12 protein-coding genes are annotated in these 13,494 nt (G+C 63.0%); 11 read left to right on the top strand and 1 reads right to left on the bottom strand.

What is annotated here, in order from left to right; all coding sequences use genetic code 11:
* Positions 1-315: 315 nt before the first annotated feature.
* From Pla111_RS15870 to Pla111_RS15825, 10 genes are all read left to right on the top strand, one after another.
* Positions 316-1,686, top strand: coding sequence for a dihydroorotase (locus Pla111_RS15870; protein ID WP_146575436.1), 1,371 nt, complete (start codon positions 316-318; stop codon positions 1,684-1,686).
* 41 nt (positions 1,687-1,727) lie between these two features.
* A complete protein-coding gene (locus Pla111_RS15865; RefSeq protein WP_146575435.1) occupies positions 1,728-2,444 on the top strand; it encodes a Crp/Fnr family transcriptional regulator in 717 nt (238 codons plus the stop codon).
* Between the two features lie 198 nt (positions 2,445-2,642).
* Positions 2,643-3,047 (top strand): hypothetical protein, encoded by a 405-nt coding sequence (locus Pla111_RS15860; protein WP_146575434.1) that lies wholly within the window; start codon positions 2,643-2,645, stop codon positions 3,045-3,047.
* Positions 3,048-3,064: 17 nt separating this feature from the next.
* Positions 3,065-3,943, top strand: a complete 879-nt coding sequence (locus Pla111_RS15855; protein WP_146575433.1) for an SDR family NAD(P)-dependent oxidoreductase — start codon at positions 3,065-3,067, stop codon at positions 3,941-3,943.
* A gap of 155 nt (positions 3,944-4,098) precedes the next feature.
* Positions 4,099-4,674: a tRNA-(ms[2]io[6]A)-hydroxylase gene (gene miaE / locus Pla111_RS15850; RefSeq protein ID WP_146575432.1), complete on the top strand. Its 576-nt coding sequence runs from the start codon at positions 4,099-4,101 to the stop codon at positions 4,672-4,674.
* Between the two features lie 326 nt (positions 4,675-5,000).
* Positions 5,001-5,768 (top strand): UDP-2,3-diacylglucosamine diphosphatase, encoded by a 768-nt coding sequence (locus tag Pla111_RS15845; protein ID WP_197525086.1) that lies wholly within the window; start codon positions 5,001-5,003, stop codon positions 5,766-5,768.
* A gap of 214 nt (positions 5,769-5,982) precedes the next feature.
* A complete protein-coding gene (locus tag Pla111_RS15840) occupies positions 5,983-7,311 on the top strand; it encodes a DUF3419 family protein (protein ID WP_146575430.1) in 1,329 nt (442 codons plus the stop codon).
* Positions 7,250-7,978, top strand: a complete 729-nt coding sequence (locus Pla111_RS15835) for a class I SAM-dependent methyltransferase (protein WP_146575429.1) — start codon at positions 7,250-7,252, stop codon at positions 7,976-7,978. The genes Pla111_RS15840 and Pla111_RS15835 overlap by 62 nt, the downstream gene beginning before the upstream one ends.
* Before the next feature lie 33 nt (positions 7,979-8,011).
* Positions 8,012-9,097, top strand: coding sequence for a glycosyltransferase family protein (locus Pla111_RS15830; protein WP_146575428.1), 1,086 nt, complete (start codon positions 8,012-8,014; stop codon positions 9,095-9,097).
* 62 nt (positions 9,098-9,159) lie between these two features.
* Entirely contained in the window at positions 9,160-9,603 is a 444-nt protein-coding gene (locus Pla111_RS15825) for a hypothetical protein (RefSeq protein ID WP_146575427.1), read from the top strand.
* A gap of 248 nt (positions 9,604-9,851) precedes the next feature.
* Here the strand turns inward: Pla111_RS15825 and acnA are convergent, their stop codons facing one another.
* Entirely contained in the window at positions 9,852-12,563 is a 2,712-nt protein-coding gene (acnA, locus tag Pla111_RS15820) for an aconitate hydratase AcnA (protein ID WP_146575426.1), read from the bottom strand.
* 242 nt (positions 12,564-12,805) lie between these two features.
* Here acnA and Pla111_RS15815 point away from each other — a divergent pair, with 242 nt between their 5' ends.
* Positions 12,806-13,468 (top strand): tellurite resistance TerB family protein, encoded by a 663-nt coding sequence (locus Pla111_RS15815; protein ID WP_146575425.1) that lies wholly within the window; start codon positions 12,806-12,808, stop codon positions 13,466-13,468.
* The last annotated feature ends 26 nt before the right edge of the window (positions 13,469-13,494 follow it).

The raw sequence follows: 13,494 nt of genomic DNA, 5'->3' as shown, positions 1-13,494 counted from the left end.
GGGTCGCGGCCGTCGCCTGACTAGTCAGGCGTCTTGGCCGGACGACGCCTAAGCGCCGACAGCAGAGGAGGATTGCGCCAGGGGAATGACGCGGGGGAGGAGTGAGGGAGGCGGCCGAGGCCGTCTTCCGGTGCAAACCTAGGTCACGAATCACACGCGTGTCGGCCTAATCAGGACCGCCAACCGCGTGTCCCCGGCTTTGCTGCCGAAGCGCGGCATGTTGCCAACTCGCAACGTGGCGCAACAGAATGTGGGGCCATCGGGCAACGCGGGTTGGGGCGTTTGCTCAACTGTTTCTTTTGGATGTGGTCCGCTATGCGCACACTGATTCGCAACGCCACGGTCGTGCTCCCCGCAGGCGAGAGCGTGCTCGACGTCGTGATCGAGAAGGGGCGTATCGCCGATATCGATCCGGCGGCCGCGCTTCCCACGGACGAGGTCATCGACGCATCGGGCATGCATTTGTTGCCGGGCGTGGTCGATGATCAGGTTCACTTCCGCGAGCCCGGCCTGACGCACAAAGAAGACCTGGCCTCGGCCAGTCGGGCCTGCGCGCGGGGTGGCGTGACCACGTTTCTGGAGATGCCCAATACCAATCCGACCACGACAACGTGTGCGAGGCTTGCCGAGAAGCTAGCACTCGCGTCCAGCAAGTGCTGCGTGAACTATGGGTTTTATATGGGAGCCACGCTCGACAACCTGGAAGAGTTGCAGAACGCGACCCGCACGCCCGGCATCAAGATCTTCATCGGATCGAGCACCGGCAGCCTGCTGGTCGATGACCCGGACACACTCGAGCGGATCTTCGCGCACACGAGCTTGCCGATCACCGCCCACTGTGAAGACGAAGCGACCGTCCGGGCAAACGCAGCGCGGCTGGGTGGCGGGACGGATGTCGCCGACCATTCACGCATCCGCGATCACGCGGCGGCCAGGATCGCAACCGCTCGGGCGATTGATCTGTCCGCTCGACACCGGCACCGATTTCATGTGCTACATGTCTCGACCGCAGACGAAACCGAGTTGATCGGTGCGGCGATCGCGACGGGGGGGGGCCTGATCACGGGCGAGGCCTGTCCGCACCATCTGCTATTCAGCACCGAGGACTACGCCCGGCTGGGAACGCTCGTGCAGATGAATCCCTCGTTGAAGTCTCCCGCCGACCGAGCGGCCCTGTGGCGGGCCCTGGGGCGGGGCGACCTGCAAGTGATTGCCACGGATCACGCCCCCCACACGCTGCAAGAAAAGCGGCAGCCCTACCCCGCATCGCCATCGGGCCTGCCGGCTGTGGAAAACTCGCTCGCCCTGATGCTGAACGAAGCCCACGCCGGCCGCTGCACCCTGCGACAAGTGGTTCACTGGATGTGCGACGCCCCGGCACGCACCTGGGATCTGGTTGGCAAGGGACGCATCGAAGTTGGCTACGACGCGGACTTGGTCCTGGTTGACCTCGCTGAGAAGCGCACGGTACGCAATGCCGAACAACTGACCAAAAGTGGCTGGAGCCCGTGGGACGGGGTCGAACTCACCGGCTGGCCTGTGCGCACGTGGGTCGGCGGGCACACCGTTTATGCCCAAGGCCGCGTTGACGACAGCCAGCGGGGCAGCGAGGCTATCTATGACCATTCTCGTGGCGGCTACTGGGCTACCGGCGGACACGCCGAAACGCCTTTCGCGGGCGCCTGACGCACGACACCGTCACAACCGGCCGTCAGAAGTACCCCCCCATGACCGAAGAGATCTGGTTCCTCAAGCAGTGCGATCTCTTCCGACGGCTTACGCCCGAAGAAATCGCGCGGCTTGAACCCCGTTGTCGCACACGCCGCTTTAAGCGGGGTGAGCCGATCTATTTGCCTGCCGAGTCGGCCGATGCGGCGCTGGTACTCGCGGAGGGGCGGGTCAAGATCGGCTCCGTCACCGAAGAGGGCAAGCAAACGATCCTGGCGTTGATCGAACCGGGAGAGCTTTTCGGTGAGCTGTCGGTCCTTGATGACACCCCGCGCGAAGAATTCGCTCAAGCCGCGGAGAAATCGACGGTTGTGCTGCTGCCAGCCGACGCGTTGCGTGCCCTGGTCGAGCAAAACCCCTCGGTCGCGTTGGGGGTTACCAAGCTGATCGGCCTGCGGCGGCGGAGGATCGAGCGGAGGCTGAAGTCGCTGATGTTTCGCTCGAATCGGCAGCGGCTGGTGAGCTTGCTGACCGACCTGGCCGAGCAGTACGGCGAGCCCGCCGAGTCACCACGCGGTGCCGTCCGGTTGAGGATCAAGCTCTCGCATCAAGATCTTGCCAGCATCATCGGCAGCACCCGCGAGACGGTCACGGTCGTGCTCGGAGAGCTCCAGCAAGAGGGGCTGGTCGAAGTCGGCAGACGCCGCATGGTGTTGCTCGCTCCGGCCCGATTGGCCGCGGCGGCGAACGGCCCGGGGCTGTCTCAACCGTCGTGAAATGCCCAAAGACCGCGAAGGATCGTTGGAGCAGATATTTAGGTTGTGTGAATCAGATTACGGTAGTTTTCCTCAGTTAGCCCGATACTAGCTATACGCACCGATCTGCCCCGCCGGTTGCTACGGAGGGGCACTTTACTGGCGACGGAATTTTTCGGCAGAAAGTGGAGGTCGTAAAGCGATGCGAGGACTTAAGCAATGAGCACTAATCAAGACTGGTCGACGTGCGAACCGGGCGAATTGCAGGCTCTCCGCAGCCGACTCGTGCGAAGCGAGCGCAACCAGCGAGTGGTGCGTGCTGCCGGCATCGTTAGTACCGCCGCGGCATTGATCGCGATCGCGTTGGTCGTTCCCCGGCAGTTCCAGCAGCCAGCCCCGATCGCTCAGATCACTTGCCAAGTGGCTGTCGAACGCTTTGATGATTACGGAAAGTATCTTTCCCAAGGGACCCCCCTGCCCTCCCAGCAAGCCGACGAAATGCGTCAGCACCTCACCAAGTGCGATCGCTGCCGAAGCCAGTTCGACGAGAAGTTCCCCGGCCTGCTCACCGCGACGGTTGCTGCTCTGCTGCCGCTGGTTTGGCTGACTAAGCTGCGTGCCTAACCCGTTAGAAACTTGCGATGGTGCGTAACTTGCGGGCTGATACCGCCAACCCGATGCCTCTCGTGGCGATCGTCACCGGGGCCGGTGGCGGGATCGGCAGGGCGCTCTCTCAATCGCTTGCTGAGAGAGGCTATCGAGTCGTGCTTGGCGATCGGTGCGAGGCGTCGCTGACCGCTACGCTCCAAACCCTGCCCCCCCCTGCCCTGGGGGAACTTTGGCTGGCCGATGTCGTGGACGAAACGGCATGGCAGACGCTTGCTGAGCAGCTCATCGCCCGGGGAGAAACCGTCGGCCTTCTTGTCAACTGCGCGGGCGTGTTGCTCGCCGGCAGGCTGGCCGACTCGCCTGCGAGCGAGCTGCGCCGGGTAGTTGAAGTGAATCTGCTGGGCGCGATGTTCGGTTGTCGAGCGATGGCTCCCCTGCTGGCCGCCGCCGCCCCGACGACTCGCCCGGCGTCACCGTCGGCCCCCCCTTTGCCGATCGGCGTTCTGAACGTGGCGTCGATCTTCGCTCCGCTTGCGCCACCCGGGTTTGCGGCCTACAACGCCAGCAAAGCCGGCTTAGTCACGCTCACACAGACGCTCCGCGGAGAGTGGGGCCCCCTGGGAATGACCGCCACCGCCGTGCTACCGGGCATCACCCGTACCGGTCTCTTCAAAACCGGTTCCTACACGGCAGACCGGTTAGCAGAAGCGGTTACCTCCCGCGGCGATCAAGGCACACTTTCGGCAGAATTTGTGGCGCGCGAGTCGCTCCGAGCTTACGCTCTGCGGCGTGAGATCGCGCCGATCGGACGTCGTGCAGGACTGCGGTATCGTCTGCTTCACTGGTTGCCGGGCGTGGTCAGGAGCCGTGTGCGGCGCGACGCTAACCGGCTGCTCGAAGAAAGCTCGTAAGCCACTCCCGGAAATCTGCCTCCCGTTCCTCCCGGGGGCAAGTCCCTTGCGGCGATGCGGCCTCCGCGGTGCAATGAAGCCTGTCTGCCCGCTTTGTGCCGCTGGGGAACCGGCGTACTAAGTGGCTCTCTGCGTTCTTTCTTGCGTTGATCGCGATGCTCCATCTTCAGTCCGAGACCGACTGCCGCTGGCTGGCGCAGGTCGATGCCGATCTGGAGGCGATCCTGATCGATCATGCCCACTGCGAAAAAAAAGCCGCGGGAACAGCGCTCAATCTAATCTTCGCCTATGTCGAGCATACCGAGCTTTGCCGGCAGATGACGGAAATCGTCAACGAGGAACTCGAGCACTTCCACATGGTGCTCGACTTGCTTGAGAAACGCGGCGTGCGGTTCCGGCGGCTTACACCAAGTGCTTATGGCCGAAAGCTTAACGACCTGGTTCGCAAGGCGGAGCCGCACCGTGCCGTGGACCGACTGCTAGTTGCAGGGATCATCGAGGCGCGTTCCTGTGAGCGGTTTCAGAAGCTCGCTGAGCACGTCGAAGACCGCGAGCTAGCGGTCTTTTACCAGGGGCTGTTTGAATCGGAAGCCCGCCATCACTCGACCTATACCCGCTTGGCGCGGGACTTTGCCCCGCCCGAGGAAGTGCTGGCTCGCCGCGACGAGCTCGCCGCCGCCGAAGCAGAAATCCTGGCAAGCAGCGACGATCCGCCGCGAATGCACAGTTGATGCTCAACGGACCTACCTCTCAGCACGAAACCGCTATCAGGCCTTAACCCAAACATCCTCTAAACTTAACGCGATTCCTGCGGGAGCCTCGCGCTAACGTAACCTGCTTGGCTGATAAGACCTTAGAGACAATCGGTCGAACGCCGATTACGGGGTCTTCCCTACCACACGCCGCCGGTTCATCCGGTCGGCACCGACCGCCAAGCGAACCGCTTATGTACGTCGATAATCGTATGTCGCTCGCCGAGGCACCTGCTGCATCGCCGCCGCCCCCCCTCGAGCAACCTCGAACAGCCCCTGCTGCGCGAACCGCAAAAGTCCGCGTTGTGCGTTCGCTCTTTGTGAGCGATGTCCACTTGGGCTGCAAGCATTCTCAGGCCGCGGCGCTCCTTGATCTGCTCGAACGATTCGAGCCGGCCAATCTGTACGTGGTCGGAGACTTTATCGATGGCTGGAAGCTGAAGCGTCGTTGGCGGTGGCTGCCGGTTTATGACCGCCTGCTGCAACGGATGATGACGCTCAAGCGCAACGGGTCGCGGCTGATGTACACGCCGGGAAATCACGATGAATTCTTGCGAGGATTCCTCGCCAACTTCGGCGTCATCGAGATCCGCGATCGCTTTATCCATGAGGCCGCCGACGGGCGTCGGTTTGTGGTCCTGCATGGTGACCAATACGACCGGGTCGAGCAGAGCTATCCGCTGCTCTCGCTGGTTGCTTCCTACGCCTATGACGCGCTGCTGACCGCCAACTGGATGGGCAACCGGCTACGCGGCAAAAAGCACAACCCTTACGCCTTCTGCGGGGCGATCAAGCAACGGGTCAAGAAGCTCGTACGGCACGTCAGCGATTTCGAGCACCAGCTTCGCGAAGACGCCCGCCGATCGGGTTGCGAGGGGATCATCTGTGGACACGTCCACTCCCCCCGGATCATGGCCATGGACGAGGTAACCTATCTCAACACGGGCGACTGGGTGGAGAACTGCACTGCGCTGGTCGAATTTGCTGATGGCAGTTTCGAGCTCATCCGCCAGAACGGGGACCTTATCGACCGACTCGACCCCCTGCCGCAGGGGGAGTGTCCGCCGGCCTAGGCGGGGGCATTAAAGGGGGGGGACCAAGCAGCCCCACAGGGATAATCAGACCCCCACGGCGATCCGGGCCCGCTACTAACCGGCGGTCGCCCGCACTTTGCCGCTTTTATTCCTTGCTTGGGTGCCCTAGACTCGCGGAATTGATCCCCTGCCGATCGGGGGGAGGAAACTCCCGTCGCCCCCGAATACGGTGCCGCGCGAGCAAGGAGCCCGCATGCTGGCGACCCATTTAAGCCGTGCTGTCTTTAAGCTCTGTCACGGCAATCAGCTTGTCTACAACACCTGCTGGGAAGACCCCCGGCTCGACCGCGTCGCGCTCAAGCTCGGACCGGGCGATCGCCTACTGGTGATCACTTCGGCCGGTTGCAACGCACTGGATTACGCGCTGGATGCGCCGGAGCGTATCGACACGGTCGACGTCAATCCGCGTCAGAACGCGCTGTTGGACCTCAAGCTCGCCGCGATTCGTCGCCTTGATTACGACCGCTTCTTCCAGCTCTTCGGCCGTGGCAAGACGGACGAGTGGGACGCCATCTACAACGACGCGGTCCGGGACGATCTGCCCGAGGCCAGCCGCAAGTTCTGGGACAAGAACGGTAAGTTCTTTCTCGGCGAGGGGCGGCGTCCGAGCTTTTACTTCCGCGGCTCGGCCGGCATGTTTGCCTCGGGCATCAACTGGTACATCAACCGCAAAGCCAAGATCCGCGAAGAGATCGAGATGCTCCTCGCCGCTCAGACGGTTGAAGAACAGCGCGAGCTCTACGAAACCAGAGTCAAGCCGGCCTTCTGGGGGCCGATGATTCGGTGGGTCCTGCGGCGAGATGCGGCCCTGTCTTTGCTGGGCGTTCCCCGTGCACAGCGCAAGCAACTCGAGCGCTACTATCCGGGCGGAATCGCCAAGTTCGTTGAAGATAGCCTCGACGCGGTGTTCAGCGAACTGCCGCTCAAAGATAACTACTTCTGGCGGGTTTACTTGACCGGCGAGTACACGCCTGAGTGCTGCCCCGAGTACTTGCGGCCGGACAATTTTGCGCGCCTCAAAGGGGACCAGGCAGCCGGCGTTTCCGGCCTAGCGGAACGCGTCCATACGCACACCACGACGATCCTCGACCACATCAAGAGCGTCGATTACCAGTACTCGCACTTTGTGCTTCTGGACCATATGGACTGGATGGCGGAGCACATGCGCGACATCCTCGCCGAGCAGTGGCAGGCGATCATCGATCGGGCGACCGACCCGGCCCTGATCCTGTGGCGCAGCGCGGCGGTAATCTGCGAGTTTGTTGATCCGATCCAGGTCCGCATCGACGGTACCCAGCGCCGGCTGGGCGAGGTTCTCGATTACAACCGCGAGCTGGCCGACGAATTGCACGCTCGCGACCGTGTTCACACTTACGGCAGCTTCTCGATAGCAACGCTCCGCCGCGGTGGCCGGGCGGGCCTGGCTTCGCTGCAACAATCCAACGGGGAGAACGTCGCCGATGCAGGCGCTCAGTCAGCTAAAGACTCTGTATCACCTGACGCTCTCGCCCATTCGGGGTAAGACCCACGAGGAACGCCTCGACAGCTTCTACGGCGGTCAAGCGGACGATTACGACGCCTTTCGCAAGAAGATGCTCCACGGCCGCGAGGCGCTCTTTGAGCAACTCCTGCCTCCCGTGGGTGGGCAGTGGGTTGATATCGGTGCCGGCACCGGCCGCAACGGCGAGCTATTTGGTGAATCGATCGGCTCGCTGGCGGGAGCCACTTTTGTCGACCTCTCCAGTTCGCTGCTGGCGGTAGCCCAGCGACGCATCGAAGACCGCGGCTGGACCAATGCCCACACGCTGCACGCCGACGCCACGCAACTGCCGCTGGAGAGCGACTCGGTCGATCTGGTGACCTTCACTTACTCATTGACCATGATCCCTGACTGGTTCTCTGCCCTCGAAGAGGGGCTGCGGGTGCTGCGTCCGGGGGGCACGATCGGCGTGGTCGATTTTTATGTCTCGCGGCGCTACCCTGCGGACAATCGCCGCAAGCACGCTTACTGGGCGCGCAACTTTTGGCCCGTTTGGTTCGGTACCGACAACGTCCATCCGTCGGCCGATCACCTGCCGTTTCTCGAGCGCCGGTTCGAAACGGTCTCGGTGAGCGAGCACCATGGCAAGCTTCCGCTCGTGCCGATTATTCGCGCACCGTACTATCGGTTTATCGGTCGTAAGCGTTAGGTCCCAAGACTTCACTCACGCCCGCGAAGCCGCATGCCAACGATCTTCTATAGCGTGATGGGTGAAGGCCGCGGCCATGCCGCCCGCGCGCGGGCGATGGTGGAGCGGTTGCGAGATCGGCACCGTGTGGTGCTGTTCTCGTCGGCGGATGGGTACGAGTTTCTCGAATCCGTGTTCGGCAACGATCCCGAGATCGATCTGCATGCCGTCCCGGGCCTCGTGTTCCACTACACGGAGGGGAAGCTCGATCAGGCTAAAACAATCCGCGAGGGGGCCGCTTTCTGGCTCAACGCGAACCGCAGCGCGCAAGACCTGTTGCCCCTGTTTCGTTCCGAGCTGCCGGCGCTGGCGATCTGCGACTTCGAGCCGCTGCTGCCGCGCGCCGCGCGCCGCGCCGGCGTGCCGCTGGTGAGCCTCGACCATCAGCACTTCATGTCGACCTACGACCTGACGTCGTTGCCGGCTCGGCTTCAGCGGTGGGCATGGCGAATGAGTTGGGCAACCTGGGCCTTCGGCATCAACGCGCAAACAACCGTGGTTTCGGCGTTTTACCAACCCCCTTTGCGAAGGGGCTACGAGCACGTGGTGCAGGTTTCTACCCTGCTGCGCGATGCGGTTCGGCACCGCACGCCCACGTTCGAAGGGCCTTTGCTCTCGTATCTGCGGCGGGCCACACCGCCCCGGGTGATCGAAACGCTCGCCGCGCTTCCACGCCCCGTCCGCATCTACGGTTTGGGCGAACGCCCGCCGCAAGGGGCCGCCACGTTTCATGCGATCGACGAGACCACTTTCGTTGATGATTTGGCGTCGTGCGAGGCGTTGATCTCCGCTGCCGGGAATCAACTTCTGGGCGAGGCCTTGCACCTTGGCAAACCGATCCTGGCGCTGCCCGAGCGGAATCACCATGAGCAGTGCATCAACGCCTGTTTCTTGGAGCAACTCGGCGGCGGCGAGTGGAGCCACATCGAAAGCGTTACTTCCGCCGCGATCAACGGCTTTCTGGAGCGTATCCCGGCACATCGGGAACGGATCCAAACGGACGCCCGCAGCTACGACGGGCTCCCCAAAGCGGTCGAGGCGGTCGAGCAAGCCCTGGCCAACGCCACTCGGCGTTCCTAAGTTACCCCCGAGTTGTCACCCTCAGCACGCCTGCTGACTGCCTTACGAGGAAGCTACCGACAATGGTGCCCGCGCTGCTCTACGCTCAGCTCTTCGCGACGCTCTACATGACAGGCGTGATCTGGTTCGTGCAGCTGGTGCACTATCCGATGTTCGCCAACGTGCCCGCGGACAGCTTTGTCGAGTATGAGCGGATTCATCAGGCGCGCACCTTTTGGGTCGTGGGCCCGCCGATGCTGGTGGAACTCTTTACCGCCGTGGCGATGCTGGCCATGCGTCCGCCCGGCGTGCCGGCATGGGTTCCGCTGGTGGGCCTTGCGCTTCTGCTACTAGTCGATGGCTCGACGGCACTCTTCTTCGGCCCGCAGCACGGCCGCCTCTCCGCCGGCTTCGACGCGACGCTGCACCGCCAGCTGGTCGCCGGGAACTGGCTCCGCACGTTCGGCTGGACAGCGCGCGGCGTGCTGCTGGTGTGGTGCGCCTGGCGGATGGGGCCAGCCACCTAACATCGATTAATTTTCTTGAGGCAGCGATTCAGAACCGAAGGTTTCCAAGTGAAAATTCACTGCCGATCGTGCATCGGCAAGGGCTGCTTCTTCTGTGTCGCCTTGCCCTATCACGACGCTATTAAGTCCGAGAGGGCATGCGATGAAGCCGTCGGTAGGTGCTTTTTAAAGCTGATTCGTTCGTGCGGAGCGTGATTCTATTGCGTACCCCGGTACACGTTTGCTAGCTTCTGGTGTTTCTGGCTGCCTTAGGCGAGCAGCTTCCGCAGCACGAACGCCAGAATGCCGCCGTGGCGGTAGTAGTCCAGCTCCACCGGCGTGTCGATCCGCACCGTCATCGGGATCTCTTTCGCCTTGCCATCGGCCGAGGTCGCCTTGACCGTGATCGTTTGCCGCGGCTTGAGGGCGTCGGTCAGCTCGGGGATGTCGAACGTCTCTTCGCCCGTCAGGCCGAGCGATTCACGCGTCGCGCCGCCCTGGAACTCCAGCGGCAGCACGCCCATCATCACCAGATTGCTGCGGTGAATGCGCTCGTAGCTGGCGGCCAGCACGGCGCGGACGCCCAGCAGATAAGTTCCCTTGGCAGCCCAGTCGCGGCTAGAGCCCGTGCCGTACTCGGCACCGGCGATCACCACCAGCGGCGTGCCGTCGGCCTGGTACTTCATCGAGGCGTCGTAAATGGGCATCACCTCGCCGGTCTTCAGGTAGCGGGTCACGCCTCCTTCGGTGCCGGGTGCCAGGTGATTGCGGATACGGATGTTGGCGAACGTGCCGCGGGTCATCACCCGGTCGTTACCACGCCGTGAGCCATAGCTATTGAAGTCCTGCGGGATAACGCCCGCCTTTTGTAGGAAAAGACCTGCCGGCGAGTCTTTAGCGATCGCACCGGCCGGCGAGATGTGGTCGGTAGTTGTCGAATCGCCCAGCACCGCCAGACAGCGGGCACCCTTGAGCGGTGCGATCGGTGCAACCTCTGGAGTGATCGATGCCAGGAATGGAGGCTCTTGGATGTAGGTGCTGGTTTGCTCCCACTCAAAGAGCTCGCCCTCGGTGATGTCGATCGCGTTCCACTTTTCGTTCTTGTTCCAGACACCGCCGTACTGGTTTTCAAACATCTCGGGCAGCACCGAGGCATCGACCGCGGCCTGCACTTCTTCGTTGGTCGGCCAGATCTCTTTGAGCATCACCGGTTTGCCCGCCGGGTCGTGCCCGATCGGTTCGGTGGTCAGATCGATATCGGTGGTGCCGGCCAAAGCGTAAGCGACCACTAGCGGCGGGCTCGCCAGGTAGTTGGCCTTCACGTGAGGGTTGATGCGACCCTCGAAGTTGCGATTGCCCGACAGCACTCCCGAGACGATGAGATCGGCCTCGGTCACTGCTGCGGCAACGGGTTCGGGGAGCGGACCGCTGTTGCCGATGCACGTCGTACAGCCGTATCCGACGGTATAGAAGCCGACCGCCTCGAGCGCCTTGTCGAGACCCGCTTTCTCAAGGTAGTCGGTCACCACACGCGAACCCGGGGCGAGGCTCGTCTTGACGTACGGCTTGGCCTTGAGCCCTTTGGCAGCCGCTTTCTGTGCCACCAGTCCCGCGGCGATCATCACGCTCGGGTTGCTCGTGTTGGTGCAACTGGTGATGGCGGCGATCGTCACGGCACCGTGGGTGATCTCGCTCGAGTGGCCGTTGTCCTGGACCTTAGCCGAGCGCTTGAGGGCTTCGTCCGAAAGCCCGAAGCCTTGCGGCCCGACCGGTGCGGCAAGGGCCTCGTTGAAGGCCTGCTTCATGTGAGTCAGCGGCACGCGGTCTTGCGGACGCTTGGGGCCGGCCAGCGACGGGACCACGGTCGAGAGGTCGAGCTCAAGCACCTTGGTAAATGTCGGCTCGGGGGCGTCTTCCGTGCGGAAGAGCTGCTGCTCTTTGCAATAGGTTTCGACCAGCTTGATCTCGTCCGCGGTGCGGCCCGTTTGGGCCAGATACTTGAGCGTCACGTTGTCGACGGGGAAGAAGCCCATCGTGGCACCGTACTCGGGGCTCATGTTGGCAATGGTAGCCCGGTCGGCGAGGCTCATTGTCGAAACGCCCGAGCCGAAGAACTCGACGAACTTGCCGACGACTTTCTCTTTGCGGAGCACCTCGGTGACGGTTAGCACCAGGTCGGTGGCGGTGGCCCCCGCCGGCAGCTTGCCGATGAGTCGCATGCCGACCACCTCGGGCATGAGCATATAGATTGGCTGGCCGAGCATGACCCCTTCCGCCTCGATACCGCCCACGCCCCAGCCGACGACCCCCAGGCCATCGATCATGGTGGTGTGGCTATCGGTGCCCACGAGCGAGTCGGGAATGGCAACCGGGCCCTGCTGATCCTCACGGACAAAGACGCACTTGGCGAGGTACTCGAGGTTCACTTGGTGAACGATGCCGGTCCCCGGAGGAACCACGCGGAAGTTGTCAAAGGCCTGCTGTCCCCAGCGAAGGAACTCGTAGCGCTCTTTGTTGCGCGAAAATTCTAGCTCGATGTTCAAGTCGAGCGCCGAATCGCCCAGGAAGTGATCTACCTGCACCGAGTGGTCGATAACCAGATCGACCGGAACGAGCGGGTTGATCTTGGCCGGATCACCACCGAGCCGCTGCATCGCCGAACGCATCGCCGCCAGATCGACAACACACGGCACTCCGGTGAAGTCTTGCAGCACCACCCGCGCGGGCGTGAAGGGCACCTCGACCGGCTTGGTACCTTTGCTGTCGGCCCACGCGGCGAGCGCCTTCACGTCGTCCTGGGTGACGATATAGCCATCGCAGTTGCGTAGCACGCTCTCCAGCAGCACGCGGATCGAGTAGGGCAGCGCGGCGACCTTCGTCAGCCCCAATTGTTCGAGCTTGCTGAGCCGGTAGATACCAAGCTTGCCCTCGGGTGCTTGAAACGTATCGCGGGCAGAGAACGGATCGAAGACAGTGGCCATGGCAAGAACAGATTGCGGAAAACTGGTAGGAATCGGAATCGGCGTAAGCCCCGTCATGGTAGCCGATTGCGTCGTGTGACGGGAGACCGGCAGCGGGTGCCGGCCGCTAGGAAAACGCCGCTCGGCTGGCTCGTCTCGAACCTTCTGAGAGCTCTACCGCGCCAATTGTTTTGTCGAGCCCCGCCGCTGCGGTAAACTTGCGGCCTCTTCGAACTCGGTTACGTCTCACGGTAGGGGTCTCCATGGACGCGATTCAGTTGCTCGGCACGCTGCTTGGGGGCCAGCAGGTGGTCTCACCGAGCGGTCAGCGGGTTTTGCGAAACAACCATCCGGCCTTCCGCACGGCACCCGCCCCGGCACCCCGCGCCGCGGGCGGTTTGAGCGGTGTCCTCGGAGGGGCGGCGACGCAGTACGGGACTAGGCAGCGGCGTGCTCCCGTTGCGCAGCCCCGGGCAGGACACGCGCACCCGGATCATGCTCACCAGGGGCACGGCGGTTTCAACGCGGGCCACTGCGACGATGACTTCGGCGGCTTCGGCTACCAGGACGCTCATGAGCGTGCGCTGCTGCTGATCCGTGCGATGATTTACGCCGCCCGTGCCGATGGCCGCATCGACGATTGCGAAGAAGCCGAGATCACGCGGCGCTTCGGCCCCCATCTCTCGTCGCAAGAGGTCCGCTTTGTCCACGGCGAGATCCGTCGGCCGATCACTCCGTGCGACTTTGCACGCGAGATCCCCCGCGGTCTAGAAGAAGAGGTGTACGCCGCCTCGCTGATTGCGATTGATGTGGATAACAACGCCGAGGCCCGCTACCTACACGACTTGGCCCACGAGTTGGGGCTCTCTCATCAGGACTGCAACCGACTGCACCGTCACTTCGGCGAACCGCCGCTGTTTCCCTAGGGATTCCCGCTTAGCAATCGGCCCGC

This window comes from Botrimarina hoheduenensis (assembly GCF_007859815.1).
Classification (GTDB): domain Bacteria; phylum Planctomycetota; class Planctomycetia; order Pirellulales; family Lacipirellulaceae; genus Botrimarina; species Botrimarina hoheduenensis.
This window is presented reverse-complemented; position numbering and strand designations above follow the sequence as displayed.